27 protein-coding genes are annotated in these 24,523 nt (G+C 70.9%); 19 read left to right on the top strand and 8 right to left on the bottom strand.

Features of this window, described 5'->3' with window-relative positions; all coding sequences use genetic code 11:
• The 16 genes from MOX02_RS25225 to MOX02_RS25150 all read left to right on the top strand — a co-directional run.
• Positions 1 to 406, top strand: a 406-nt coding sequence (locus tag MOX02_RS25225) for a hypothetical protein (RefSeq protein WP_210250405.1), incomplete at its 5' end; no start/stop codon positions are given.
• Between the two features lie 467 nt (positions 407 to 873).
• Positions 874 to 1,659, top strand: a complete 786-nt coding sequence (locus MOX02_RS25220) for a trypsin-like peptidase domain-containing protein (RefSeq protein ID WP_306424520.1) — start codon at positions 874 to 876, stop codon at positions 1,657 to 1,659.
• A 390-nt stretch (positions 1,660 to 2,049) separates the two neighbouring features.
• Positions 2,050 to 3,933 carry a methanol/ethanol family PQQ-dependent dehydrogenase gene (locus tag MOX02_RS25215; protein ID WP_147028576.1) on the top strand — a complete coding sequence of 628 codons (1,884 nt, stop codon included), beginning with the start codon at positions 2,050 to 2,052 and terminating at the stop codon, positions 3,931 to 3,933.
• Between the two features lie 140 nt (positions 3,934 to 4,073).
• Positions 4,074 to 4,967: a methanol oxidation system protein MoxJ gene (moxJ, locus tag MOX02_RS25210; protein ID WP_147028575.1), complete on the top strand. Its 894-nt coding sequence runs from the start codon at positions 4,074 to 4,076 to the stop codon at positions 4,965 to 4,967.
• Between the two features lie 48 nt (positions 4,968 to 5,015).
• Positions 5,016 to 5,606 (top strand): cytochrome c(L), periplasmic, encoded by a 591-nt coding sequence (moxG, locus tag MOX02_RS25205; protein WP_373866784.1) that lies wholly within the window; start codon positions 5,016 to 5,018, stop codon positions 5,604 to 5,606.
• Positions 5,607 to 5,689: 83 nt separating this feature from the next.
• A complete protein-coding gene (locus MOX02_RS25200; RefSeq protein WP_147028574.1) occupies positions 5,690 to 5,980 on the top strand; it encodes a methanol dehydrogenase [cytochrome c] subunit in 291 nt (96 codons plus the stop codon).
• A 64-nt stretch (positions 5,981 to 6,044) separates the two neighbouring features.
• Positions 6,045 to 7,079 (top strand): AAA family ATPase, encoded by a 1,035-nt coding sequence (locus MOX02_RS25195; protein WP_147028573.1) that lies wholly within the window; start codon positions 6,045 to 6,047, stop codon positions 7,077 to 7,079.
• A 10-nt stretch (positions 7,080 to 7,089) separates the two neighbouring features.
• Positions 7,090 to 7,932, top strand: a complete 843-nt coding sequence (locus tag MOX02_RS25190) for a DUF58 domain-containing protein (RefSeq protein WP_147028572.1) — start codon at positions 7,090 to 7,092, stop codon at positions 7,930 to 7,932.
• Positions 7,933 to 7,938: 6 nt separating this feature from the next.
• Positions 7,939 to 8,844 carry a nonribosomal peptide synthetase MxaA gene (locus tag MOX02_RS25185; protein ID WP_147028571.1) on the top strand — a complete coding sequence of 302 codons (906 nt, stop codon included), beginning with the start codon at positions 7,939 to 7,941 and terminating at the stop codon, positions 8,842 to 8,844.
• Positions 8,841 to 9,890, top strand: a complete 1,050-nt coding sequence (locus tag MOX02_RS25180; protein ID WP_147028570.1) for a vWA domain-containing protein — start codon at positions 8,841 to 8,843, stop codon at positions 9,888 to 9,890. The genes MOX02_RS25185 and MOX02_RS25180 overlap by 4 nt, the downstream gene beginning before the upstream one ends.
• Positions 9,887 to 10,477, top strand: a complete 591-nt coding sequence (locus tag MOX02_RS25175) for an MxaK protein (RefSeq protein WP_147028569.1) — start codon at positions 9,887 to 9,889, stop codon at positions 10,475 to 10,477. Before MOX02_RS25180 ends, MOX02_RS25175 begins: the two co-directional genes overlap by 4 nt.
• On the top strand, positions 10,474 to 11,469 hold the full coding sequence (locus MOX02_RS25170) for a VWA domain-containing protein (RefSeq protein WP_147028568.1): 996 nt from the start codon (positions 10,474 to 10,476) through the stop codon (positions 11,467 to 11,469). Before MOX02_RS25175 ends, MOX02_RS25170 begins: the two co-directional genes overlap by 4 nt.
• Positions 11,470 to 11,475: 6 nt before the next feature.
• On the top strand, positions 11,476 to 12,009 hold the full coding sequence (locus MOX02_RS25165) for an SRPBCC family protein (RefSeq protein ID WP_147028567.1): 534 nt from the start codon (positions 11,476 to 11,478) through the stop codon (positions 12,007 to 12,009).
• A complete protein-coding gene (locus tag MOX02_RS25160; RefSeq protein WP_174804968.1) occupies positions 12,006 to 12,965 on the top strand; it encodes a YncE family protein in 960 nt (319 codons plus the stop codon). The genes MOX02_RS25165 and MOX02_RS25160 overlap by 4 nt, the downstream gene beginning before the upstream one ends.
• Positions 12,962 to 13,483 carry a hypothetical protein gene (locus tag MOX02_RS25155; RefSeq protein ID WP_238179601.1) on the top strand — a complete coding sequence of 174 codons (522 nt, stop codon included), beginning with the start codon at positions 12,962 to 12,964 and terminating at the stop codon, positions 13,481 to 13,483. Before MOX02_RS25160 ends, MOX02_RS25155 begins: the two co-directional genes overlap by 4 nt.
• Positions 13,480 to 14,109, top strand: coding sequence for a response regulator transcription factor (locus tag MOX02_RS25150; RefSeq protein WP_147028566.1), 630 nt, complete (start codon positions 13,480 to 13,482; stop codon positions 14,107 to 14,109). The genes MOX02_RS25155 and MOX02_RS25150 overlap by 4 nt, the downstream gene beginning before the upstream one ends.
• Before the next feature lie 239 nt (positions 14,110 to 14,348).
• Here MOX02_RS25150 and MOX02_RS25145 read toward each other — a convergent pair whose 3' ends face one another.
• The gene (locus tag MOX02_RS25145; protein ID WP_170267988.1) at positions 14,349 to 16,472 is read right to left on the bottom strand and encodes a winged helix-turn-helix domain-containing protein; all 2,124 of its coding nucleotides are present in this window, start codon (positions 16,470 to 16,472) and stop codon (positions 14,349 to 14,351) included.
• 178 nt (positions 16,473 to 16,650) lie between these two features.
• Between MOX02_RS25145 and MOX02_RS25140 the strand changes: the two genes are divergently transcribed.
• The 3 genes from MOX02_RS25140 (at position 16,651) to MOX02_RS25130 (ending at position 18,959) form a co-directional block, all read left to right on the top strand.
• Positions 16,651 to 17,268, top strand: a complete 618-nt coding sequence (locus MOX02_RS25140; protein WP_238179603.1) for a VOC family protein — start codon at positions 16,651 to 16,653, stop codon at positions 17,266 to 17,268.
• 121 nt (positions 17,269 to 17,389) lie between these two features.
• Positions 17,390 to 18,439: an alpha/beta fold hydrolase gene (locus tag MOX02_RS25135; RefSeq protein WP_147028564.1), complete on the top strand. Its 1,050-nt coding sequence runs from the start codon at positions 17,390 to 17,392 to the stop codon at positions 18,437 to 18,439.
• Positions 18,429 to 18,959 carry a cytochrome P460 family protein gene (locus MOX02_RS25130; RefSeq protein ID WP_147028563.1) on the top strand — a complete coding sequence of 177 codons (531 nt, stop codon included), beginning with the start codon at positions 18,429 to 18,431 and terminating at the stop codon, positions 18,957 to 18,959. The genes MOX02_RS25135 and MOX02_RS25130 overlap by 11 nt, the downstream gene beginning before the upstream one ends.
• Before the next feature lie 43 nt (positions 18,960 to 19,002).
• Here the strand turns inward: MOX02_RS25130 and MOX02_RS31550 are convergent, their stop codons facing one another.
• From MOX02_RS31550 to MOX02_RS25100, 7 genes are all read right to left on the bottom strand, one after another.
• A complete protein-coding gene (locus MOX02_RS31550; protein WP_170267987.1) occupies positions 19,003 to 19,179 on the bottom strand; it encodes a hypothetical protein in 177 nt (58 codons plus the stop codon).
• A 123-nt stretch (positions 19,180 to 19,302) separates the two neighbouring features.
• Entirely contained in the window at positions 19,303 to 20,508 is a 1,206-nt protein-coding gene (locus MOX02_RS25125; RefSeq protein ID WP_147028562.1) for a DUF2252 family protein, read from the bottom strand.
• A gap of 309 nt (positions 20,509 to 20,817) precedes the next feature.
• Positions 20,818 to 21,009: a hypothetical protein gene (locus tag MOX02_RS25120; RefSeq protein WP_147028561.1), complete on the bottom strand. Its 192-nt coding sequence runs from the start codon at positions 21,007 to 21,009 to the stop codon at positions 20,818 to 20,820.
• 111 nt (positions 21,010 to 21,120) lie between these two features.
• Positions 21,121 to 21,876, bottom strand: coding sequence for an MOSC domain-containing protein (locus MOX02_RS25115; RefSeq protein ID WP_147028579.1), 756 nt, complete (start codon positions 21,874 to 21,876; stop codon positions 21,121 to 21,123).
• 188 nt (positions 21,877 to 22,064) lie between these two features.
• Positions 22,065 to 22,520, bottom strand: coding sequence for a VOC family protein (locus MOX02_RS25110; protein WP_147028560.1), 456 nt, complete (start codon positions 22,518 to 22,520; stop codon positions 22,065 to 22,067).
• 254 nt (positions 22,521 to 22,774) lie between these two features.
• Entirely contained in the window at positions 22,775 to 23,020 is a 246-nt protein-coding gene (locus MOX02_RS25105) for a hypothetical protein (protein ID WP_147028559.1), read from the bottom strand.
• Between the two features lie 437 nt (positions 23,021 to 23,457).
• Positions 23,458 to 24,273 (bottom strand): SDR family NAD(P)-dependent oxidoreductase, encoded by an 816-nt coding sequence (locus tag MOX02_RS25100; RefSeq protein ID WP_147028558.1) that lies wholly within the window; start codon positions 24,271 to 24,273, stop codon positions 23,458 to 23,460.
• Positions 24,274 to 24,523: the final 250 nt, after the last annotated feature.

Genomic DNA, 24,523 nt, shown 5'->3' with positions numbered 1-24,523 from the left:
GATCGGCGGCAGGATTCGAGGCGAACATCGGTACCGGCGCGGATCTCCGCGCCGGTACCATCTGCTTCGGAGGGAGTACGTCGGCGTGAACAGGGTGTTGCTCTGCCTTCCTGTCCTGGTCTGGTCCGCGGTCACCTCGGCGCCCGCCGCGCAGATCGAGCGAGAGACGTTCGGCTGCAAATCCATGGCGAACGCCGAGCGTCTGACGGCGCTCAGAATGTCGGAGGATGAGGGCGCCTACGAGGATCGCCTCGGCAGGCTGCTTCGTGCCGGCGAGTGCCGTGCGTGGGCGGTGGACGACGCGGTGACGATCGAGGACGAGGCCGACAGCTTCGTCTGTCTGGCTCCGAAGGGCTCACGCGGGCACTGCTTCTGGTCGGCGCGGGCCAGCACCGGGAGCCCCTGAGCGACCGGCTGAACGCCGCTCACCGGTGTGGAGGCCGCGGCGAGCGTGCCGGCGCGGAGGCGTTTCGTCGTGTCCGATCCGGCACGGCCTCCGTGAGACCGCGACGGCGGAGGCGACGGCATCCGCCCCGATCGATCCGGTCAACCAGATCGAGCCTGAGGCCGGCACATCAAGCTTCGAGACCGACCTTCCGGCGGATTCGACCGAACCCTGGGCCCGAGAGTCGGGCGGGGCGCTGCACTTGCGCGCACGGCTTCGGAGGCGCCCGGTCATCCTGGTTCGGGAATACTTGGCAATCGCGTCGGATATTTGAGCAGCCGCGAAGACGATACTTGACCGCGCCATCACCGTCTCCACAACTCACCCTCCACGACCGGCTCGCCGGAAGCGGGGCGGCGCTCGGGGGCTGGCCGATGCGGAGTGGGCGACGGAGCGCGGGCGGACGGACGTGCGCCGCATCGGTCCTGATGGCGCTCGTCGCCGCACCGGTCGGAGCGGCAGAGCGAACCCGCGAGGCAGCGCTCTACCCGCAGGATTCCCGGCGCGAGATGGCGGGCAGCGACCATGTCCGCTTTCCGGGTGCCGGAATCCTCTACTGCCGGCGGCCGGACGGCGTGCCCCAGAAGGCCGCGGCCGCGTGGCTCGTCGGTGCGCCCGACCTCGTCGTGCTGAACGCGCACAATTTCCGCAATCGGCAGCTCGACGTCACGCGACAGGTGGCGGAGTGCTACTTCCAGATCGGCGGCCGCAATTACGACTTCGTGGCCGGCTCGCTGCGGCTCGGCACCGCGCCCGACGCGCGCAGCCTGCACATCACCGACGATTGGGCACTCCTGCGCCTCGCCGAGCCGGTCGAGGGCGCGGCGCCGCAACCGATCCCGCTGGTGCCCGACCTGCCCGTCGGGCCGGCGAGCCTGCCCGTGATCATGGTCTCCCCCGCCGGGCACGAGAACTTCCGCGGCGCGAGCAGCCTCGAAGCCTGCCTGATCCATCAGGTCGACCCGCCCGGGGAGGACGCGATCCGCCGGGTCCGCCACGATTGCAACAACGGCTACGGCGGCTCGGGCTCCGGCCTCTTCGACGCGTCGGGACGCCTGATCGCGCTGCAGAGCGCCTCCCTGTCGATGAACTCGCGCCGCCCCTTCGACGTCGAGTTCCACTACGGGTCCGCCCTGCTGTTCGAGGGCAGCCTGCTCGCCGCGCTCCGCGAGGCCGCGACCGTGAAGGGCGGCCCGTCCCACGGTCAGCCCTGACCCGCGCATGGCAGGGGGGCCGTCTTCCGCGGGGCGGGGCGCGGTCGAGGCGCGCCTCCGACCGGCTCATCCAGGGGCTCGGTGCCGGAGGCCGGGATGCGGCTGAGCCCGCACGACGATTTCGCCTACCAAAGTAGCGGTGCAAAATTGCCGAATTTGCCTGCACATCGAATGACAGATGCCATGAAGACATCGCGCATGAATTGGCCGTAGAAGTGACTGGGAACTGAGGTAGTAATAAGCGGTTTATAAGATAAGAACGAAGGCTTCACTCTTAGAATCGCTGTTTCACTCGGAGAGTGCTCCGAAGCTACTTCAGACTTCCAACGCTTAATGTTCCGCGAGGCCGCGAGGCCGAGAGACGGAATGGCAAGGCTAGGAGACGCGAGAATGAGCAGGCTTCTGGGTTCGGTCTCGGTGCTCGCCGTGATGGCGCTGGGACCGATCGGGATGGCGGGCAGCGCCGCCGCCAACGACAAGCTCGTCGACATGGCGAAGAGCGAAGACAACTGGGTGATGCCCGGGAAGAACTACGACTCCAACAATTACAGCGAGCTGACGCAGATCAACAAGGACAACGTGAAGTCCCTAAAGCCGGCCTGGAGCTTCTCGACCGGGCTGCTCAACGGCCACGAGGGCGCCCCGCTGATCGTGGACGGCAAGATGTTCGTCCACACCTCGTTTCCGAACAACACCTTCGCCCTCGACCTGAACGATCCCGGCAGGATCCTCTGGCAGGACAAGCCGAAGCAGAACCCGGCGGCCCGCGCGGTCGCCTGCTGCGACCTCGTCAACCGCGGCCTCGCCTACTGGCCCGGCGACGGCAAGACGCCGCCGCTGATCCTGAAGACGCAGCTCGACGGCAACGTCGCCGCGCTCAACGCGCAGACCGGCGAGACCGTGTGGAAGGTCGAGAACTCGGACATCAAGGTCGGCTCGACGCTGACGATCGCCCCCTATGTCGTGAAGGACAAGGTGATCATCGGCTCGTCCGGCGCGGAACTCGGCGTGCGCGGCTATCTCACCGCCTACGACGTCAAGACCGGCGAGCAGAAGTGGCGCGCCTACGCGACGGGCCCGGACGCCGACCTGCTGCTCGCCTCCGACTTCAACATCAAGAACGCCCATTACGGCCAGAAGGGCCTCGGCACCTCCACCTGGGAGGGCGACGCCTGGAAGATCGGCGGCGGCACCAACTGGGGCTGGTACGCCTACGACCCGGGCACGAACATGATCTACTTCGGCACCGGCAACCCGGCGCCCTGGAACGAGACCATGCGGCCGGGCGACAACAAGTGGACCATGACGATCTTCGGCCGCGACGCCGACACCGGCGAGGCCAAGTTCGGCTACCAGAAGACGCCCCACGACGAGTGGGACTATGCCGGCGTCAACGTGATGATGCTGTCCGAGCAGAAGGACAAGGACGGGAAGATGAGGAAGCTCCTCACCCACCCGGACCGCAACGGCATCGTCTACACGCTCGACCGCACGGACGGCTCGCTGGTCTCGGCCAACAAGATCGACGACACGGTCAACGTCTTCAAGTCGGTGGACCTGAATAGCGGCCAGCCGGTCCGCGACCCCGAGTACGGCACCCGCATGGACCATCTCGCCAAGGACATCTGCCCCTCGGCGATGGGCTACCACAACCAGGGCCACGATTCGTACGACCCGAAGCGTCAGGCCTTCTTCATGGGCATCAACCACATCTGCATGGATTGGGAGCCCTTCATGCTGCCCTACCGGGCGGGCCAGTTCTTCGTGGGCGCCACGCTGAACATGTATCCGGGCCCGAAGGGTGACCGGCAGAACTACGAGGGACTTGGCCAGATCAAGAGCTACAACGCGATCACCGGCAAGTTCAACTGGGAGAAGATGGAGCGCTTCGCCGTGTGGGGCGGGACGACGGCGACAGCCGGCAACGTCGTGCTGTACGGGACGCTCGACGGCTTCATCAAGGCCCGCGACTCCGACAACGGCGATCTGCTCTGGAAGCACAAGCTGCCGTCCGGCGCGATCGGCTACCCGATCACCTACAGCCACAAGGGCACGCAGTACGTCGCCATCTATTACGGCGTCGGCGGCTGGCCGGGCGTGGGCCTGGTGTTCGACCTCGCCGACCCGACCGCCGGCCTCGGCGCGGTGGGCGCCTTCAAGAAGCTCGCCAACTACACCCAGATGGGCGGCGGCGTGATGGTGTTCTCCCTCGACGGCAAGGGCCCCTACGACGACCCGAACGTCGGCGAGTACGAGCAGCACGCCACGAAGTAAGGCCCCTGGGCCGAGACGGAGCGCTTCGCCGGCCATGCCGGCGGAGCGTCCGCCCCTCCACGCGCGGGACGATGCCGCCAAGCGGGCACGCCATGCCCCGGCCGCCGCGCGACGACGAATCTCAGAGGAAACGAAGTTCCATGGCGCGCGTCACGAGACGATACCGCGCGGCCGCACCGGCCGCCCTCCTCCTCACCCTCGGTCTCGGCGGGCCCGTCGCCGCCCAGGAACCGCGGGCCAAGGAGCAGCAGGCGAAGGAAGGCGCCGCCCCGGCCCCCGATCCGGGCACCCTGCGCATCTGCGCCGCCGAGCAGCCACCGCTCTCGATCAAGGACGGCTCGGGGCTGGAGAGCCGCATCGCCACCGCCGTCGTCGAGGCGATGGGGCGCAAGCCGGTCTTCGTCTGGTCGGGCAAGCCCGCGATCTACCTCGTGCGCGACGGGCTCGACAAGAAGACCTGCGACGTGGTCGTCGGCCTCGACGGCGACGATCCGCGGGTCCTGACCACGAAGCCCTACTACCGGTCCGGCTACGTCTTCCTGACCAAGGCCGACGGCATCGACGTGAAGTCCTGGGCGGATCCGCGCCTCAAGGACGTCGGGCACATGGTGGTCGGCTTCGGCACCCCCGGCGAGGCGATGCTCAAGGACATCGGCCGCTACGAGGAGGACATGGCCTACCTCTACTCGCTGGTGAACTTCCGCGCGCCGCGCAACCAGTACACACAGATCGACCCGGCCCGGATGGTGAGCGAGGTGGCCACGGGCAAGGCCGATGTCGGCGTCGCCTTCGCTCCCGACGTCGCCCGCTACGTGCGTGATTCCCGGACGCCGCTGCGGATGACGCCGGTGCCCGACGACACGGTGCGCAGCGACGGCCAGCGCGTGCCGCAGAGCTTCGACCAGGCGATGGGCGTGCGGCGGGGCGACGAGGCCCTGCGCGATCAGCTCAACGCGGCGCTCGCGAAGGCCAAGCCGCAGATCGACGCCATCCTGAAGGAGGAGGGCGTGCCCGCGCTGCCGCCCTCGAACTGACGCACGCCGCCACGATCAGCCAAGGTCCAGCAGAGTTCCATGAGCATGATGAACACGCGACGGGGCGCCGCCGCCATCCTCGGCCTCGCCATCGCCACGGGCGGACTCGCGGCCCTCGCCCAGCCGAGCGCCGGCCCGCAGACCGGCATCGTCTTCCGCAACACGGTGACCGGCGAGACGCTCGACATCGGCCAGGGCAAGGAGGGCGGGCGCGAGACGGAGGCCGTGAAGACCTTCCTCCAGACGGGGAAGAACCCCTACATCGACGACAAGTCCTGCCTGCGCAACGGCGAGAGCCTGTACGCGACGTCGTGCTCGGGCTGTCACGGGCATCTCGCCGAGGGCAAGCTCGGGCCCGGCCTCAACGACAATTACTGGACCTACCCGGCCAACACCGAGGACACGGGCCTGTTCGCCACGATCTTCGGCGGCGCCAACGGGATGATGGGCCCGCACAACGAGAACCTCAATCCCGACGAGATCCTGCAAGTCGTCACCTGGATCCGGCACCTCTACACCGGCCCGGTCCGCGACGCCGTGTGGCTGAACGACGAACAGAAGAAGACCTACAAGCCCTACAAGGACGGAGAGACCTTTCCCAAGGAGGTAAAGGGCCAGTGCAAGCCGCTGGACAACTGACCGTGGGGAAGTTCGCGCCGCGCCTGACCATTCAGGCCGGCGCCAGAACGGCGCGGGAGCGCCGCAAGACCGGAGGAAACATCATGCGGACATTCGTTTACGCGGCAATTCTCGGCGCGGGCGCACTCGTCGCCCTGCCGGCCCTCGCCTACGACGGCACCAAGTGCAAGGCGCCGGGCAATTGCTGGGAGCCCAAGCCCGGCTTCCCCGAGAAGATCGCCGGCTCGAAATACGACCCGAAGCACGACCCGAAGGAGCTCAACAAGCAGGCCGAGTCGATCAAGGGCATGGAGGAGCGCAACAGGAAGCGCGTCGAGAACGCCAGGAAGACCGGCAAGTTCGAGTACGACGTCAGCAAGATCTCGGCGAACTGACCGCGCCGCCCGAGCCGCCCCCTCCCGGGACGGGAGGGGGCACGCGACCCGAGGCTTTTCCGGCATGAACGACATCCGCAGCGGCGACGCGATACTGACGGACTGGCGCGCGGCGGCCGCCCGCTTCGAGCGGGCGGTGGCCGGTGCGGTCCTCGGCCAGGACCGCGCCATCCGCCTCGTCACCATCGCGATCTTCGCCCGCGGCCACGTGCTGCTCGAAGGCGACGTCGGCGTCGGCAAGACGACGCTGCTGCGCGCGGTCGCCCGCGCGATGGGCGGCGCCTACGAGCGGATCGAGGGCACCGTCGACCTGATGCCGACCGATCTCGTCTACCACACCTACCTCGCCGAGGACGGCCGCCCGCGGGTCGAACCGGGGCCGGTGCTGCGCGCCTCCGAGGACCTCGCGATCTTCTTCTTCAACGAGATCAATCGGGCGAGGCCGCAGGTCCACGCCCTGCTGCTGCGCCTCATGGCCGAGCGGAGCCTCGCCGCCTTCAACCGCGAGTACCGGTTCCCGCATCTCCAAGTCTTCGCCGACCGCAACCGGGTCGAGCGCGAGGAGACCTTCGAGCTGCCGGCCGCCGCCCGGGACCGCTTCCTGATGGAGATCCCGATCGAGGCGCCGCGCGATGCGGAGGCCCGGCGCGCCCTCGTCTTCGACCCCCGCTTCCACGATACCGACGCGCTGATCGCCGAGGTGGAGCCGAACCTCCTCGACCCGTCGGCGCTCGCCGGCATCGCCTCCGCGATCCAGCACGGCGTAAGGGCGAGCGCGGCGATCGAGACCTACGTCGTCGCCCTCTGGGAAGCGCTGCTGCGGCCCCACGCCGCCGGCATCCGGTTGCCCGGCATCGACGACCTCGCCGGTCTCGTGCAGGGCGGCGCCTCGCCCCGCGGCGTCGCGGCGCTGGTGCGCGCCGCGCGCGTGCGCGCCTGGCTCGAGGGCCGCGACTGGCTCGTGCCCGAGGACGTCCGCGCGGTCTTCCCGGAGGTCATGGCCCACCGCGTCTTCCTGGAGCCGGTGCACGAGCTGCGCCGCTCCGAGATCGTGCCGGCGCTGTGCCGGGCGGTGTTCGAGACGGTGCCGGCGCCGTGAGGCAGCACGCATGAGCGCGGACATCATCTACCTGCCCCGCTGGCGCGCCCGGGGGCCCCGGGCCGGCGCGCACCGGGCCCGCGACACCGGCGGGCTCGGCACCTTCAAGGATCAGGTCTCGTTCCTGCGCCTGCCGGACGCGCGTCGCATCGACCTGCGCGCCACCCTGCGCGACCCGTTCGACGGCGTGCACGTGCGCCGGTTCGAGGCGCGGATGGCGGTGGAGGTGTGGGCGCTCGTCGACCTCTCGGCCTCGATGCGCTTCCGCGGCGCCGCCGACCGGATGACGCTCGTCGGTGCCCTCTGCCAGGGGCTCGCCGCCTCCACCACCCGCATCGGCGATTCTTTCGGGCTGATCGCCTGCGACGCCTTCATCCGCGAGGAGCTGTCCCTGATCGCGACGCGGCGCCGGGCGAGCGCCGCCGCCGCCGCGGCGCGCATCGCCGGGGCGCGCCCCGCCGGACGCAGCGCCGCGGGGCTCCTCGCGGCGGCCGCCCGCATCGCCGGCCAGCCGAAGCTCGTCTTCCTGATCTCGGATTTCCGCTGGCCCGAGCCGCTCATGGAGCAGGTCTTCGCCGCGCTGAGCTTCCACGACGTCGTGCCCGTGATCGTCGCCGACAGCCGCGAGACCGGGGATCTGCCCGAATGGGGCCTGCTGGAGCTGGAGGACCTCGAAGGTGCCGGCACGCGGCTCGTCCTGATGCGCCCGTCCCTGCGCGGCCGCTGGCTGGTGCAGGAAGGCGAGCGCATGGCACGGCTCGCCCGTCTCGCCCGCCGCAACGGGCGCGAGCCCTTCCGTCTCGCCGACCGGTTCGATCCGGATGCGCTGAGCCGGCACCTGCTCGGAGCCTGAAGCGCCGTGCGCCGCACCCTCTGCCTGATCGCCTGCCTCATCGCAGCGCCGGCCGCCGCCCAGGTCCGGGCTGTCGAGGTGCGCACGCCCCGGCCCTTCGGCTACTTCCTCGGCGACCTCGTGCAGGCGACCGTCGAGATCGACGTGGATCCGGGATTCGTCCTGCAGGCCGCCTCGCTGCCGAGCCCGGGCCCGGTCGCCTACTGGCTCGATCTGCGCGCGGTCGAGCGCGAGACGGCGGGAACGCGCCAACGCCTGCGCCTGACCTACCAGACCTTCTACGCGGCCATCGATGCCCGCAGCCTCGAGGTGCCGGGCTTCCCCCTCGTGCTCGCGAGCGACGACCGGCACGGCTCCACCACGGCGACCGTGCAAGTGCCGGCCTGGAGCCTCGGCCTCTCGCCGCTGCGCGAGGTCCAGCCGCCGCGCCGCGCCGACCCGGCGGATTATCTGCGGCCGGACGGTTCCGGCCCGCGCCTTCGAAGCGAGCCGATGCGGACGGTGAGCCTCGCCCTCGCGGCTCTGGCGCTCGCGGCGCTCGGGCTTCTCGCCCGCGATCGGGCCTGGTGGCCGTTCCGTGCCCGACCTTCCCGCGCCTTCGCCGGACCGGCGCGCCGCCTCGCCGTCCTGGCGCGGGGGCCGCAGACCGACGAGACCTACCGCGCCGGCCTGACGGCGCTGCACCGCGGCCTCGACGCGGCGGCCGGGCAGCGCCTGCTCGCCGACGACCTGGCGGCCTTCCTCGCCCGCCATACAGCCTACCGGGGGCAGCAGGACGGGCTCGACAGCTTCTTCGCGGCCTCGCGGCTCGCCTTCTTCGGCGGCGCGACCGGGGACGCCCGGGCGCAGCTCCCCCTCGCGGAGGTGGCGGCCACGGCGCGGCGGCTCGCGGCGGCGGAGCGCGCGGCATGAGCCCGCTCCTCGGCCTGATCGGGCGCTACGGGGCGGAACGGCCGGGCCTGCTCTGGCTGCTGCCGCTGGCGCTCCTGCCACTCCTCGCCGCGCCCCGGCGGCGCACACCCCTGCCGAGCCTCGCGGCCGTGCCGACCGACCCGCTCTCGCGCGGCCTCGCCGCGCTTCTCGGGGCGGCGGGGTGCCTCGCCGTCGCCGGCCTCGTCGTCGGGATCGCCGGCCCCTACCGCGAGGGTGCCGAGGTGAAGCGCACCGGGATCGGCGCCGAGATCTCGATGCTGATCGATCGCTCGGGGAGCATGAACGAGACGTTCGCCGGGCGCCAACCCTCCGCCGAGGAATCGAAGGCCGCCGCCTCCCGCAGGATTCTCGGCGAGTTCGTGGGCAGCCGGGCGCACGACCTCTTCGCGGTGACGGGCTTCTCGACGGCGCCGATGCTCGTGCTGCCGATGACCGACCGGCACGACGCGGTGCGTGCCGCGATCCGCGCCATCGACAGGCCGGGCCTCGACTACACGAATGTCGGCCGCGGCCTCGCCATGGCGCTCGCGCAGTTCGGAAGCGGCACGGGTCATGCCTCGCGGGTGCTGCTCCTCGTCTCGGACGGGGCCGCGGTGATCGACCCGCGGGTGCAGGATTCCCTGCGCGCCGCCTTCGCCAAGATGCGCCCGAACCTCTACTGGCTGTTCCTGCGCACCAAGGGCTCGCCGGGCATCGCCGATCGCCCGGCGGGCGAGGACACGCCGCAGGCCGCGCCCGAGCGCCACCTCGATCTGTTCTTCCGCAGCCTCGGCGTGCCCTACCGCGCCTTCGAACCCGAGGGGCCCGAGGCGGTCTCCGCCGCGATCCGCCAGATCGAGGGGCTGGAGCGCGACCCGATCCCCTACATCGAGCGCCGTCCGCGCCGGGATCTGACCGGTGCCGCCTACGCCGCCGCCCTCCTCGGCCTCGTCATCCTCATCGTGGGCAAGCTCGCGGAAGCGGACCTGAGACGCCCTCAGGCCCCGGCGGCTGCGCCCGCTGCCGAGCGGAGGATCGCCGCATGAGCCGCGATCCCGCGCGCGCGCTCGGCGCGGCCTGGGCGCGAGCCCGCTCGCCGCTCCTCCTCGCCCTGCCGGTCGTGCTCGGGGCCGGCGCGGTCGCGGCCGGGCTCGGCGTCTGGCGGATCGAGCGGGCGAATGCCCGGATCGCGGCGATCGAGAGCGGGCACGACCTGCCCGTATCGGCGGATGCGCCCAAGCCCCTGCTTCTCGCCCGCATCCTTCAACTGGCCCGGCGCGGCGCGATCGAGGAGGCCGAGGGCCTGATCGACGCGCTCGCCGACGAGGGCGAGCCGGGCCTCGTCGCCCGCGCCCGCTACGGGCTGGCGAACGCCCGTCTGCGCCGCGCCTTCGCGCATATCGAGCGCGGTGAGCTCGACCCGGCCGGGCCCCTGATCAATCTCGCCCGCCAGGATTACCGGCGCGCGCTGCAGCTCCGCCCCGGATTCTGGGACGCGAAGTTCAACCTCGACGTGGCCTCGCGCCTGATCCGCGACTTCCCCGAGTTCGACCGCGAGATCGGGGACGAGCTGAAGGCGGAGCCGAAGAAGATCTGGACCGACATCCCCGGCCAGCCGCGGGGTGCGCCGTGAGGCACGGCCTGCCCTGGCGCCGGAATCTCGCCGGGCGCCGCTTCCAGGCGCTGGCGCTGGCGCTCGCCCTCGTGCTCGCCACCTTCGCGGTGCCGCCCCTTCCGCTGACCCGTGACGGCGTGCGGCTCCTCGCGGTCGTCGACATCACGGGCAGCATGAACGTGCGGGACTACGCGGCGGCCGGGCGGCCGGAGAGCCGGCTCGAGGCGGCGAAGGCCGCGCTCCTCCGGCTCGTCTCCGGCCTGCCCTGCGGCTCGCAGGTGGCGCTCGGCCTCTTCACCGAGCGTCGCCCCTTCCTCCTGTTCGAGCCGGTCGAGGTCTGCGCCGATTTCGCGCCCCTCGACGGGGCGATCTCCGCCCTCGACTGGCGCATGGCCTGGGAGGCGGACAGCCGCGTCGCGGCCGGTCTCTACCGCTCCGTCGCGATGGCCGGCGACCTCGACGCCGACCTCCTCTTCGTCACGGACGGGCAGGAGGCGCCGCCGCTCCCGCCCTCGGGCACACCTCCCTTCGACGGGCGCGTCGGCGCCGTGCGCGGCCTCATCGTGGGGGCGGGCGGCTACGCGCTCTCGCCGATCCCGAAGTTCAACGATCGCGGTCGCGAGACCGGCTTCTTTAGCGAGACCGACGTGCAGCAGGAGAACCGCTTCGGGCCGCCACCCGCCGACGCCGAGGCGCGCGAGGGCTACAACCCCCGCAACGCGCCCTTCGGGAGCGCCGCGGCGCGCGGGACCGAGCATCTCTCCTCCGTGCGGGAGGCGCACCTGCGCGACCTCGCCGCCCGCACGGGCCTCGCCTACGCGCATCTCGACGGAGCGGATTCCCTCGCGGCGCCGGTCGCCGCCGCCGCGACACCCCGCCCCGTCCCCGGCCGCCTCGACCTGCGGCCGATCCTCGGCGCGGGCGCGCTCCTCCTCGTGCTCGCGGCCTATGCCGCCGGAGGGCTGCGCTCCCGCGGCGGGCCCTTCACCCTCGTTTCCCGAAAGGCCTGATCCCGGATGCGGCGCTTCCTCACGATGTTGCCCCTCGCCCTGGCCGCCACCGCTGCGCTCGCGCACGGCCCGACGCCGCAGAAGGTCGAGCAGACGGTCACCGTCGCGGCGAGCCCCGCCGCCGTCTGGAAGGTTCTCGGCGACTTCTCGGGTATCGGCACCTGGCACCCCGACGTCGCGGGGAGCGAGGGCAGTGGCGGCAACCGGGAAGGCGCGACGCGGAAGGTCACCCTCAGGAACGGCGGCACCCTCGATGAGGGGCTCGACGAGTGGAAGGCCGAGGCCATGACCTACTCCTACCGGATGGGCGAGCCGGACCTGAAGGCGTTGCCGGTCTCCTCCTACTCCGCCACCGTGACGGTGGTGCCGGACGGCGCGGGCGCGAAGGTCTCGTGGATCGGTCGGTTCTACCGCGGAGACACCGGGAACGAGCCGCCGGAGGAGCTGAGCGACGAGGCCGGCCGCCGGGCCATGAACCGCTACTTCGCGGACGGCCTGAAGGGGCTCAAGGCAAAGGTCGAGGGGAAGGCGGCCCCGTGAAGCCGGCGCGTGCCCGGTCGGGGGCCCTCCTCGCTCTCCTGCTCTGCCTCGCGCCCGCGGCCGGTCGCGGCGAGGACGCGATCTTCGTCGCGAGCCAGGAGGCCGGTGCCGTGACCCGCATCGATGCCGATCCGGGGACCGGCCCGGTGCTCCTCGGCGCCGGCCCGGCCGGCCTCGCGGCCGCCGCCGACGGAACGCTCTATCTCACCCATCCGGACGCCGCCGCGATCACCGCGGTCGGGCCGGACGGCCGGATCGCGCGGCGGCTGCAGTTCCGCGGGCAACCGTTCGGGATCGCCGTCTCGGCGGATGGGACCCGCCTGTTCGTCGGCGACTGGCAAGCCGGCACGCTCAGCCGCATCGATGCGCAGAGCGGCGCGGTGGAGGCCGTGGCCGAGATCGGGCGCGAGCCCGCGGGGCTTGTGACCGACGTGGCGGGCCGCGTCTTCGCGGCCGAGCGCGGAGGCGATTCCCTGGCGATCCTGGACGGGGTCACGCTGGAACTGCGCGCCCGCCTGCCCGTGGGCCGCGCGCCCTTCGCCCTGGCGCTGTCGCCCGATGGGGACCGGCTCTACGTCGGCAACGTGCGCAGCAACGACCTCACGGTGATCGACACGCGTCTCCTCACCGTGCTCGCCACGGTGCCGGCCGGCCGCAGTCCCTACGGCATAGCCACGAGCCGCGACGGCGGCGAGATCCTCGTCACGAACCAGGAGGCCGGCAGCGTCTCGGTTCTCGACCGCTCGCTCGCCCTGCGCGGACGGATCCCGGTCGGCCGCTACCCGGAGGGCGTCGCGGTCGCGGGCCATCGCGCCTACGTGGCGAACTGGTTCTCGAACGACGTCTCGGTGATCGATCTCGACGAGCACCGCGAGATCGAACGGCGCCGAGTGCCGGAGGGTCCCCGCGCGGTCGTCGCCGTCCCTGCACCCGTCCGCGCGGAGGCGGCCCGTTGAAGCGGAATGCGGCACCGACTTTCGTCCTCCTCGGCCTCGCCGCGCTCCTCGTCGGCTGCGGCAACGGGGAGGAGGCCGAGCGCGAGCCGGAAGCGGTCGTCGCCACCCAGGACAAGGGCAGCGGCCTGACGGAGACGGTGTGGCTCGCTCCCACGGACCGGACCGAGCCCGCGCTCTGGCTCGTGCAACGCGCCTCGGACGGCACGAAGCCCGACGCGGGCGCGATCGCGAACCTGCGGCGAGCCCTCGGCGAGGCCAAGCCGCATTTCGTGGAAGATCAGCGCATGATCGCCAACCGCACGGCGCAGCTCGAGGCGATGCTCGCCGAGATCGGAGAGCGCGAAGATCCGGCGGCCCTCATCGCGGGCCTGACAGGGGTGGCGGCGGCGGGTGGCCGGCGGCAGCTCTACGGCGAGATGTGCCAGCACTACGTCACCGTGCGCCGCGCAGGGCTCGGCCGGGACGCGACGCTGGCGCGGCTCGTCGAGCGCTACGGCGCGCAGGACCGGTCCCGATGACCGGCGTGCTCATCGTCGACGACCATCCGATCGTCCGCCAGGGTTTCCGTCGCGTCGTCGAGGATGCCGGCGTCGAGGTGATCTTCGAGGCCGAGGATCCCGTTGCGGGCTACCGCCTGTTCCACCGCATCCGGCCACGGGTCTCGGTGGTCGATCTCGCCTTCCGCGGCAGCGGGCTCGCCGGCGTGTCCCTGATCCGCCGCATGCGCACGCTCGAGCCGGAGGCCTGCATCCTCGCCTTCAGCATGCACCACGATCCGGTCATCGCTTCGCGCGTGCTGCAGGCCGGCGCCAGCGGCTACGTCCTCAAGGACTCGCCGGTCCATGAGATCCGCGAGGCGTTCGAGGCCGTGCGCCGTGGTCGCTCCTATCTCCCGCACGCACTCGCGCTCGCGATCACACAACACATCACGTTTTCCAATCGCGCGAAGACAGCGGATCTGAGCGCGAGGGAATTCCAGATTTTGATCCTCCTAGGCGAAGGAAAGAGCTACGGCTTCATAGCGGACACTTTGTCCATGAGTTACAGGAGCGTCGTGAATGCCTGCGCCTCCATCCGGTCGAAACTCGGTGTGAGAGGCCAAGCCCAAGTCCTGTCCGAGGCGCTCAAGCTGACGAGCGTATGAGGCCCGCTGGGATGGCGGCTTTAACGCCGGAGGTTCAATTCGAACTCAGGGGGAAGCGCGAGCATCCCGGAGGCTCGCCGCGATCCTCGCCCGGCGGATCTGAACGGCGCCCGCACCGGTGCCGGCCGCATCCGGGAGCGCGTCGCCAGACGGCGCCGCGCCGTTCGCAGCGACGCGGGCGGCGGGCATTCACGCTCCGACGATCTGGCGGTGCCTCGAGCCCTCGGACTGTGCGGGACTCAATCCGGCATGCCCGCCTCGCGAAGGCCGTCGAGATAGAAGGCCATCGGCTTGGCATGGAAGATGGGGGCGCGCCGTTCGAGGAGGCCGAGGCCGAGGCCGGGCTCCAGGTCCAGGAGATGGTCGATCGTCTCCCGCGCTTCGCGCGAGCGGCCGAGCCGGGCGAGGCAGATCGCGTGGAAGCGGAGCGAGGGCGCGAAGCCCGGCCGCTCCCGCAGGGCGCGGGTCGTCCACTTCAGCCCCTCCTCGAAGCGGCCTGCGATCATGTAGGCGCAGCCGAGGGCGGACATCGCGAAGAACGCCTCGGGATCGAGCGGGCTCAGCCGCAGCGCCTGAAGGAGCGAGGGGATGGCCTCGTCGGACCGCCCGGCCCAGGCGAGCGCCCAGCCGCGGGCCGTGAGCGCCGACGCGCAGTTCGGGTTGATGGCGAGCGAGCGCTCGTAGAGGTCGAGGGCACCGTCGAAATCGACCCGCAGTTGCCACGTCACGAAGCCGACCATCCACAGGACCGACGGATCGTTGCCGCCCTCCGCGAGAGCTTCGCGGCCGAGGCGGACGGCCGTCGCCGTCTCCAGATCCGGCGCCGCAGCCCAGCCCTGCGGGTTGCGCCACGCGTAGCAGCGCGCCACGAACGCCTTGGCGAGCGCGAAGGCCGGATCGACCGCGATCGCCTGTTCGAGCAGGGCGATGGCGCGGTCCATGCCGTCCTGCGTCAGCGTGTAGAAGTGCGGCAGCGCCCGCAGGTAGTGGTCGTAGGCGTCGAGGTGCCCGGTCGGCTTGCCGAGCGCCCGCTCGATCTCGGCTTGGCGCAGGGACGGCTCGACGGCCGCCACGAGGCTCGACGTCACCTGGTCCTGCAGCTCGAAGATGTCCGCGAGCTCGCCGTCGAAGTGGTTCGCCCAGATATGCTGCCCGGTCTCGGCCTGGATGAGCTGCCCGGTGATGCGCATGCGCGTCCCCGCCTTGCGCACGCTGCCCTCGACGACGTAGCGGACGCCGAGCTCGCGCCCCACCTGCCGGATGTCGACGGCCCGCCCCTTGTAGGTGAAGGCCGAGTTGCGCGCGATCACGAACAGCCACTTGATGCGGGAGAGGCGGGTCGTGATGTCCTCGACGATGCCGTCCGCGAAATAGTCCTGCTCGGGGTCGCTGCTCATGTTCTGGAACGGCAGCACCGCGATCGAGGGGCGCGCCGGGACCGCGAGCGGCGAGGCGTGCGCCCCCGGCTTGGCGCCGGCCTCCGGCGACAGCGAGGCGTGGCCGAAGACGCGCAGCGGCCGCGCGATGTTCTTGAGCGCCTGCTCGCCGAGGTCGACGAACGCCTCGGCGATCCTGTCGCGCACCTGCCGGTAGGCGTCCTCCGACAGGACGAGGCCGCCGGGCGCGCACATCCCCTCCAGGCGCGCCGCGACGTTCACGGCATCGCCCATCAGGTCCCCGTCGGTCTCCTCGACCACGTCGCCCACATGGATACCCATGCGGAGCTCGATCCGCCGGTCCTCCGGCACGCCGACATTCCGTTCCAGCATCCCCGTCTGCACCTCCAGGGCGCAGCGCACCGCGTCGACGGTGCTGCGGAACTCGACGAGCGCACCGTCGCCGGTGCGCTTGACGATCCGTCCCCGGTGGACGGAGATCACCGGGTCGATGAGATCGCTGCGCAGCGTGCGGAGCCGCGCGAGCGTACGGTCCTCCTCGCTGCCCGCCAGCCGGGAATAGCCGGCGATGTCGGTGGCAAGGATCGCCGCGATCTTCCGGGCCTCGCCCGCAGCACCCGTATCCGACGCCGCAGACGAGGCGCCCGGCGCCCCGGGCGCCTCGCGGATCGTCCCGACGAAGCGCAGGCCTTTTCGCGGCAGGGTCCGGATCAGGCGCTGCTCGGTGCCGGTATCGCCGATGGCCGAGCGGGCCGCCGAGATGCGGCTGCTCAGGGTCGCGTCGGACACGATCCGCCCCTTCCAGATCGAGCCGAACAGGTCGTCCCGCGTCACGACGCGGTCCCGGTGGTGGATGAGGTATTCGAGGAGATCGAAGACCTGGGGCTCGACGCGCACGAGATCGGCGCCGTCGCGCAGCTCGCGCCGGCCGGTATCGAGGACGAAATTGCTGAAGACGTACAACAAGGTAGCTGAAAGCCCCCGACCGGCGGCAGAGTAGCACACGGCCTCTCAGGGAAAAATCCAGGATTCCTGAAGGTCAAATCGGGACCGCCTCCAAGCGGGCGGCCCGCGTTGCTGGCATCGTCCTCCGCATGGTCACGGCGCCGGTCCCGCAGGGGATCGGCCGGCACAGGAGAGTCCCATGCCGAACCTTTCAACGACGCTCGACATGAAGCTCGAGGTCGTCGTCATCCCCGTCTCGGACGTCGATCGGGCCAAGCACTTCTACGGCCGGCTCGGCTGGCGGCTCGACGCCGACTTCGTCGTCGGCGACGCGTTCCGCGTCGTGCAGTTCACACCCCCCGGCTCGGCCGCCTCGATCCATCTCGGCAAGGGGCTCACCTCCGCCGCTCCTGGCTCGGCGGCCGGGCTCTACCTGATCGTGTCCGACATCGAGGCGGCGCACGCCGATCTCGTCGCGCGCGGCGTCGCGGTGGGCGAGGTGTACCATCGGACGGTCGGCGAGGCGGCCGAGCCGGGCGTCGACCCGGCGCGCCGCAGCTACGCTTCCTTCGCCACCTTCGAGGATCCGGACGGCAACAGCTGGCTGCTTCAGGAGGTCACGACGCGGCTGCCCGGCCGGGTCGAGCCCGACGCCGCCACCTTCGCCTCGCCGATGGCGCTGGCCGCCGCCCTTCGCCGAGCCGCCTCGGCGCACGGCGAGCACGAGGCGCGCGTCGGCGCGCCCGACCCGGACTGGCCGGACTGGTACGCGGAGTACCTCGTCCAGGAGCAGGCCGGCGGTCTGCTGCCGCTGTGAGCGGCGCTGGGCGACGTTCCGCGTCGCCGCCCCCGACGCCGCCGGAGCCTCAGGACGGGCTCCCGCACCGAGACCCATCGAGCATCAGCAATCGCGCATCATCATCGCGGAGGACCGAGACATGCCGGAGACGATCGACAGGGCGCGCCGCCGCTGGATCACGACCGCTGGCGCCTTCCTGGCGGCAGCACCCTTCGTCCGCGCCGGCTCGGCCCGGGCCGAGCCTGCCGCCTCACCCGGCACGCTGCCGACCCTGGCCGCGGGTGCGCAGACGGGCTTTCACCCGCTGAAGCAGGTGGCGGCGGGAGACCTGACCGTCGCCTACGTGGACATGGGCCCCGCGACCGGACGGCCGGTGCTGCTCCTGCACGGATGGCCCTACGACATCCACAGCTACCTCGACGTCGCCCCGGCGCTCGCCGCCGCCGGCTACCGCGTGCTGATCCCCTACCTGCGCGGCTACGGCGAGACGCGCTTCCTCTCGGACGCGACCCCGCGCAACGGGCAGCAGGCGGCGCTCGCGGTCGATGCGCTGAACTTCCTCGATGCGCTCAGGATCGAGACGGCGCTCGTGGCCGGCTACGACTGGGGCGCGCGCACCGCCTGCATCCTCGCCGCGATCTGGCCGGAGCGCTGCAAGGGCCTCGTCTCGGTCAGCGGCTACCTGATCGGCAGCCAGCAGGCGAACGCCATGCCGCTGCCGCCCAGGGCCGAGCTGCAATGGTGGTACCAGTTCTACTTCGCCACCGAGCGGGGCCGCGAGGGCTACGCGCGCAACACACGCGATTTCGTCCGGCTGATCTGGGAGCTCGCCTCTCCGAAGTGGCGGATCGATGACGTCACCTTCGCCCGCTCGGCGCCGGCCTTCGAGAACCCGGACCACGTCGCGATCTCGATCCACAATTACCGCTGGCGGCTCGGCCTCGCCGAGGGCGAGACGAAGTACGATGATCTCGAGCGCAGGCTCGCGGCCTTCCCGAGCATCGCCGTGCCGACGATCACGCTCGAGGGCGACGCCAACGGGGCGCCGCACCCGGAACCCGCAGCCTATGCGAAAAAGTTCACCGGCCGCTACGAGCACCGCCTGATCACGGGCGGCATCGGGCACAACCTTCCGCAGGAGGCACCGCAGGCGTTCGCGCGGGCGGTGATGAACGTCGATGGCTTCTGATCCGCGCCCGATCCGGGCCTCCCTCACCCTTGCCGCCCTGGCCGCGCTCGCCGCAGCGGGGCTCGCCGTCGCGGCGCCCTCCCCCGAACCGGGGGATGCCAAACCCGCCTCGCCGATCTTCGGGGTCACGGTCCCGGACGGCTACCGGGCCTGGCAGCTCATCGCCCCCGCCCTCGAAGGGGAGCCGCTCAACGAGCTGCGCGCGGTCGTCGGCAACGACGTGGCGGTCAAAGCCTACGCGAACGGCACCCTGCCGTTCCCGGACGGCACGGTGCTGGTGAAGCTTGCCTGGAAGCACGTCCCCTCGCCGGAGTTCGAGCCGGCGACCGTGCCGGGGCGGGCGACGACCGTGCAGGTGATGGTGAAGGACGCCAAGCGCTACGCGGCGACGGGCGGCTGGGGCTTCGGCCGCTTCATCGACGGCAGGCCGGTCGACGCGGCGCAGCACGAGACCTGCTTCGCCTGCCACGAGGCCCGGGTGAAGGGTCACGACTTCGTCTTCACCCGCTTCGCGCCCTGACGAGCCCGCCGGCGGAAGACCGTGACGTGAGCGCAATCCCGCCTCACGATCGAAGGGCTGCCAGGACGGCGTGGATGATGGTCGCGCCGCCCACCGGCGCGACCAGCAGAAGCAGCAGGTTCGCGACGATGATCCCGATCAGCACCCGCTCCTCACGCTTCGTGAGGCGCGGCTTCCGCGGCGGCTCCCAGGATGGCTTCCATCCGCCCTCTGCGTACATCGGCGCTCCCGCCCTCGCTTCGGCCTGCCAGCGAGCGGCGAGCCGGTCGCGGCAGAACGTTGGTGCGCCGACCCAGGAGCCGGCGTCGCCCCGCCGTCTCCTCCAGCCCGGTCCGGGGCCCGCTCAGGCCGCCTCCCGGCTGGCATACAGGCGGCAATGCTGAAGGTAGCCGACCTCGTGCCGGCCGGCGAGTTCGACGACGCTCGACCACAGCCAGGACGGCGCCCCCTCGGACCCTCGGGCATCCCGCACGACCTCGGCCCGCCAGGCCGAGCGGACCGCCTCGTCCATCTGCCGCCCGTGCGCCTTGCCGACCACGTAGGCGAGGTAATGGGCCGCCTGCACCGCCTCGACCTGGCTGAACTGGTCGACGTCGAGCTTCAGGTCCTGCGGCAGCAATTCGCGCATGACGACGGGCTTGCCGAGAAGGCGGACTGGCAGCATGCGCTCGCCGAGGTTCGGCGAGAGCGCCCGCGCCCCGGTCACCACGCGGTCGGCTGGGTCCGCGGGCATCTCCGCGCCGGGGGCGACCGGCGCGGCGGGCGCGACCGCTTCCTTCAGGTCCATGAGCGCGAGGCGCCGCTTGCCTCCGGCCTCCTCGATCCGCACGAGCGCCGCGAAACGCAGAAAGCCGAGCGAGCTGCAGCCCTTCATCCAGTAGGCCGCGTCGATCAGGCGGACATCCGCCTTGCGCTCGCGCTGGTCCAGGGCCAGCACGAGGCCGCGGACCGCCTCCTGCTCGAACAGCGCGCCCAGGGCGGAGCGCTCCTCGGGGTCGAGGGCCCAGAACCGACGGCCGAGCGGGATGGAGGGCTCGACATCCTTCAGGCGCTCGCGGGCGAGGTGCTTCCAGTGGCGGCCGAGCGCGCGGCGGCGCACGGTGCGCACGACATCCGGCTCGGGCGGCGCCCGGTCCGCCTGCGGTTCGCCGAGGCCCATCGCGTAGCCGCGGATCATCTCCTCCAGCATCCGGGCCGTGACCACGCCGGGCAGGTCGGAGCCGCGCGCGGCGCTGGCGAGCGACAGGCCGAGGCGGACGAGGTCGTGCGTCGGGTTGCCGACGACCGTCTGGTCGAGATCCCGGACCTGAATGTCGACGCGGCCATCGGCGTCGGCGAGCGGGCCCAGGTTGCCGAGGTGGCAATCGCCACAGATCCAGATCTCCGGCCCTTCAGGCAGGGTGCCGCGCGCGAGACCGTCGAGCCACTCGTAGAACTTCAGGGTGTTGCCGCGGACGTAGGCGTGAGCGGACTTCGACATCTTCAGGGTGCGCTGCCGCTCGAGCACTGCCGCACGCTCCTCGGGACCGTAGGCTCCGTTCTCACGCATCAACGAACCTTCACGCACCTGTTGCCGATCGCCGGCCAGACGCATCCGCATCCCGGCGCGGCACCAACGCGCCAGAGCGGGTTGAGGCTGAGCGGCGTATCGCCTCTGCTGTGGATGAATCGGCAGGCTGACACGTGCGCTGCCTCAGGCGGTCCCAGGCGAGCGAAAACGCCCGCTTCGACACGTCGTTCGCGCGCATCGGCCTCCGTCGACAGCCGCATGCGCGCGAGATCCGGCGGCCTGCCGGAGAACTCACGCCGATCCCGTCGTCGCGATGGGCCGCCCAGGCGTTCCACGGTCGGCCCCGCGTCAATCCCAATCGATGTCGAGAGATCGCTCGAAGGCTGCGGCTGCCTGTACCCGGCCCGAAGGATCGACGACGACGACATCCCGGAAGCCGCGCCGCTGCAGCTCCCAAGTCTTCTCCATCGCCTGCTCGTCCGTCCCGCAGGCGAACACCACGACCCTGCCGGAGGGATCGACACCCTTCACTGTGAACACGACACGCTCTCCGCTCCTGGCGGGAAATATGGGGTCGGTCGGGGGTCGAGCACAGCTCCGTCCAGGGTCCCAGCAGACGAATTGATGGAGCGGGGCGTGTGATCGCGACGGTCAGGAGGCGCCGCCCTGCCCTCGAACCCCGAGCGCCGTACCCACCCGTGCCGGATCTTCGCCGATCCCGTCTGCCAGGTCGCCGTTCAGGCGGCGCGACCAATCCTCGACGCGATGGGTCCGGAGGCGCTTTGCCGCGTAGCCGCGCCAGCTCTCCGGCAGATGGTCGAGCGCCGCCATGGCAGCGAGCTCGTCCCGATTCATCGTATCCACGTAGAGAATTCGCCAGATCCGCGCGATCGTCCAGTCAGGCGATAACCGTTCTTCGAGCAGAAGTTCATCGCCCTCCTCGATGAAACCTTCCTCGATCACCCTGTAGTACCATCCCGTCAGACCGGTCTGCTGCACCTGCACGGCCATGCCCCGGACATCGAAGCGGACGTCCAGCTTCCAGCAGGGCTGGCGACCCTGACTGACCTGGATGACAGACCGGCCAAGCCTGAACGTGTCGCCGATGGCCGCGCAGCTCTCGGACAGGCCGGAGGTCGACAGGTTCTCTCCGAACGCGCCCGGTCGTGTGAGAACCTCCCGCTCCCCGATCGTCCCGATCCAGAATGCATAGTGCTCGAACGCGTAATGGTGCAGCGCCTTGTCGGGGCCGCCGTGATATTTCCGGTCCCCCTGGGCGTCGCCGGTCAGGCCGTCTCTGGAGAGGAAGACGCGCCCGGCCACCGGGCGCTTGTCGATGCCGCTCGGCGCGTTCCTCGATCCGAGCGGAGCGACCTGACCGATCAGGATCTGATCAACGGACGTCATCCAGGTCACCTCGGCGCTCTCTGCCGCGTCGACGCCTACCCGGGCGGGCGTCGGTGTCCAAGCCCCCGCACGATCGACGGCATGTCCAATTCAGGCTGATCGGCGCGGTGCGACAGGCGCCGATGCGCCCGGCCCGAAGATCACCGAGCCGAGTCCGGACCGCGCCGTCGGGTGTCGAGTCCTCGGTGTCAGCCGACCGGTTCCGGCTGTTCGTGCCACTGGGCGAGTTCCACGGTGACGCCCTCCGGCCCGTCGATGAACACGAGCTTCCGCGCGTGGAAATCCATGATCCGGTTGCGGGGCTCGAAGCCGTGCGATCTCAGCTTCGCGACCTCCTCCTCGACGTCATCGACCGAGAAGCAGATGTGGTTCATGCCGAGCTTGTTGAGCTCGCGGACATGCGGGTCGGGCAGCGGATCCGGGTGCCGGTACCGCAGGAGCTGAATCTCGGTCCGGGGCGTCACGCCCTCGAGGACCAGCGTCACGTGGTCCGCCTCGATGTCGGGCACGCCCATATAGCTTGAGAACGGCTCTCCGGTGATCACCACGGAGATGGCCTCGCGGAAGCCCAGGACGCCGAAGAACGCCTTGGCGCGATCGAGGTCGCGCACCACGATGGTCAGATGGTCGAAGTGCCTGAGCATGGTCTCGGCCTCCCTGCGCGACCATCCTGTCGAGCGGCGCGGCATCCGACGAGATCCGCCCAACGGACGCATCCATCCCGTCGCGCCCCGGCAGGGACATCCGTCGAACCGGACTGGTCGTGCGCATCCTGCACGAACCCCGTCGCGCGACAACCGGCGATGCCAACACCGGCCGCGCACCGGCCATCGCCGGCGCGAACGGGATCGTCGCCAACGGGGGCGTCACCCGCGTCGGCGGCAGCGGGCGGCAGCCCTCAATGCCCGCGCGGCGACGTGCGCAGCGCTCGAAGGCAGGCCAGCCCTCCGGCGGACCGGGCACGCCCCAGCAGCGTCAGGACACGGTCGCAGGCCCCTGCCTGGAGTGCCTCGGCCTCGAGATCGGCCAATTGCATCAGAAGGAAGTCGGGCGCCTCTCCGGAGCAGGCCGGCCCGTTCCGGTTGAGGATCTCCATCAGGGTCTCGACGTACTCGTGCGAGAACGGCGGAGTCGCGTCGGGCATGCTCGCATCCTCTGCGGAAGAGAGGGCGCAAGTGTGGTCGGAACGACCTGCGCCGTCGAGGCGCCGCCCGTCGGCCTGTGAGAGATGACGACAGCGGCAAGGCTCCAACCGCCGCTGAAATGAAGAGTTTCTGGCCAAGTCAAAGTATTAAATATAATCTTTCAAGCGTCGACATTCATACTATTTGCGCAGATTAATATTGCCCCTGCCTCGAACACCTTGCCGCAGCCGCGACCCCATAGGGCTCGGCCCCGAGGCGCCTTGGCCGGATCGAATCGGCGTCAGGCTGACCGTTCGGGCCTCCGGGACGAGCGGAGAAGCGGCTCGGCGCGACGAGCGACCAGCACAATCCAGTAGGCGGTCCGCAGATCAGCAGTATAGGCGAACGCCGATTGTCCGCGAAGGCCGCATCGGAATCAGAGATCGAGCGGCGGCTTTCAAGCGTTCCGCGAGGACTCGGCGCCGCCCGGCTCCGACATCTTCCGGTGCCGCTCCGCCTTCATGGATTCCGGCAGGACCCGGTTCAGGACCGCCGCCTCGAAGCGCGTCGCGAGGCCGCCGGCGACGACCTTCTCCCGGCCCTCCATCATCGCCTCGTAGCCGGCCTTGGCCACGTCGGCCGGGTCGCTCTTCGGGCCCGCTCCGATGCAGGTGTCGTCCATGCCCGCGTGGTGGAAGAAGTCGGTCTCGGTCTGCCCCGGCAGGAGTGCCGTCACGGTGACGCCGGTGTCGCGCAGCTCGTTGCGGAGAGCCTCCGCGAAAGAGAGGACGAACGACTTGGACGCGCCGTAGACGGCCTCGAACGGCACGGGCGTCGTGCCCGAGATCGAGGCGGTGAACAGGATGCGCCCGCGTCCCCTGGCGACCATGTCGGGGACGACGAGCTTGGCGAGATGCACGGTCCCGACGACGTTGAGCTGCATGAGGTCGAGTTCGTCCTCCCAGCGGTTCTCCAGGAAGGCGCCGCCGAGACCGACGCCGGCGTTGATGGCGATGGCCTCGAGCGGTCGTTCGCTGGCCCGGATCGCCGCATGCAGCGTCGCGACGCCCTCCTGCGTCGAGAGATCGGTTCGACGGGCCTCAACCGCCGTTCCGGCCTCGCGCATTCGGCGGGCCACCGCCTCGACGCGTTCGCCGCGGGCAGCGATGAGAAGGTCGTAGCCGTCGGCGGCAAACAGCTTCGCCAGTTCCAGCCCGATGCCGCTGGAGCCGCCCGTCACCACCGCCAGTCCCTTGCCATCCCGCGTCGCCATCGCCGCTCCCGTTCCCGCTGCCATCAGGCTCGTGCGAAGGCGCAACGCCCCGTTCGGTCGCGTTGATCCCGCGTGGCCTCGGATGGCCGAACCGTCGGCGCTCGGAAGCGTCCGGCGCGGAATGGGTGGCGGATGCCGCAGAGCCGCGAGACCCGACGGCCGACCCCGAAGGCGCCGGCGCTCGGATCAGAGCGTGGCGCTGGTGCTGCGCGTGACCGGGGGCGGCGACCAGGATCCGTTCAGAACGGCA

This window comes from Methylobacterium oxalidis (assembly GCF_007992195.1).
Lineage (GTDB): Bacteria > Pseudomonadota > Alphaproteobacteria > Rhizobiales > Beijerinckiaceae > Methylobacterium > Methylobacterium oxalidis.
Note: the sequence above shows the minus strand (reverse complement) of the source record. Positions and strands in the feature narration are given on the sequence as shown.

Excerpts from the sequence above, each read along its gene's own strand:
- MOX02_RS25175 (WP_147028569.1), top strand. The coding sequence starts at position 9,887 with ATGAGCCGCGATCCCGCGCGCGCGCTCGGCGCGGCCTGGGCGCGAGCC.
- MOX02_RS25110 (WP_147028560.1), bottom strand. The coding sequence starts at position 22,520 with ATGCTCAGGCACTTCGACCATCTGACCATCGTGGTGCGCGACCTCGAT.
- MOX02_RS25150 (WP_147028566.1), top strand. The coding sequence starts at position 13,480 with ATGACCGGCGTGCTCATCGTCGACGACCATCCGATCGTCCGCCAGGGT.
- moxG (WP_373866784.1), top strand. The coding sequence starts at position 5,016 with ATGAACACGCGACGGGGCGCCGCCGCCATCCTCGGCCTCGCCATCGCC.
- MOX02_RS31550 (WP_170267987.1), bottom strand. The coding sequence starts at position 19,179 with ATGTACGCAGAGGGCGGATGGAAGCCATCCTGGGAGCCGCCGCGGAAG.
- MOX02_RS25190 (WP_147028572.1), top strand. The coding sequence starts at position 7,090 with ATGAGCGCGGACATCATCTACCTGCCCCGCTGGCGCGCCCGGGGGCCC.
- MOX02_RS25180 (WP_147028570.1), top strand. The coding sequence starts at position 8,841 with ATGAGCCCGCTCCTCGGCCTGATCGGGCGCTACGGGGCGGAACGGCCG.
- MOX02_RS25140 (WP_238179603.1), top strand. The coding sequence starts at position 16,651 with ATGCCGAACCTTTCAACGACGCTCGACATGAAGCTCGAGGTCGTCGTC.
- MOX02_RS25130 (WP_147028563.1), top strand. The coding sequence starts at position 18,429 with ATGGCTTCTGATCCGCGCCCGATCCGGGCCTCCCTCACCCTTGCCGCC.
- MOX02_RS25115 (WP_147028579.1), bottom strand. The coding sequence starts at position 21,876 with ATGACGTCCGTTGATCAGATCCTGATCGGTCAGGTCGCTCCGCTCGGA.
- MOX02_RS25215 (WP_147028576.1), top strand. The coding sequence starts at position 2,050 with ATGAGCAGGCTTCTGGGTTCGGTCTCGGTGCTCGCCGTGATGGCGCTG.
- MOX02_RS25220 (WP_306424520.1), top strand. The coding sequence starts at position 874 with ATGGCGCTCGTCGCCGCACCGGTCGGAGCGGCAGAGCGAACCCGCGAG.
- MOX02_RS25195 (WP_147028573.1), top strand. The coding sequence starts at position 6,045 with ATGAACGACATCCGCAGCGGCGACGCGATACTGACGGACTGGCGCGCG.
- MOX02_RS25105 (WP_147028559.1), bottom strand. The coding sequence starts at position 23,020 with ATGCCCGACGCGACTCCGCCGTTCTCGCACGAGTACGTCGAGACCCTG.
- MOX02_RS25125 (WP_147028562.1), bottom strand. The coding sequence starts at position 20,508 with ATGCGTGAGAACGGAGCCTACGGTCCCGAGGAGCGTGCGGCAGTGCTC.
- MOX02_RS25165 (WP_147028567.1), top strand. The coding sequence starts at position 11,476 with ATGCGGCGCTTCCTCACGATGTTGCCCCTCGCCCTGGCCGCCACCGCT.
- moxJ (WP_147028575.1), top strand. The coding sequence starts at position 4,074 with ATGGCGCGCGTCACGAGACGATACCGCGCGGCCGCACCGGCCGCCCTC.
- MOX02_RS25135 (WP_147028564.1), top strand. The coding sequence starts at position 17,390 with ATGCCGGAGACGATCGACAGGGCGCGCCGCCGCTGGATCACGACCGCT.
- MOX02_RS25100 (WP_147028558.1), bottom strand. The coding sequence starts at position 24,273 with ATGGCGACGCGGGATGGCAAGGGACTGGCGGTGGTGACGGGCGGCTCC.
- MOX02_RS25200 (WP_147028574.1), top strand. The coding sequence starts at position 5,690 with ATGCGGACATTCGTTTACGCGGCAATTCTCGGCGCGGGCGCACTCGTC.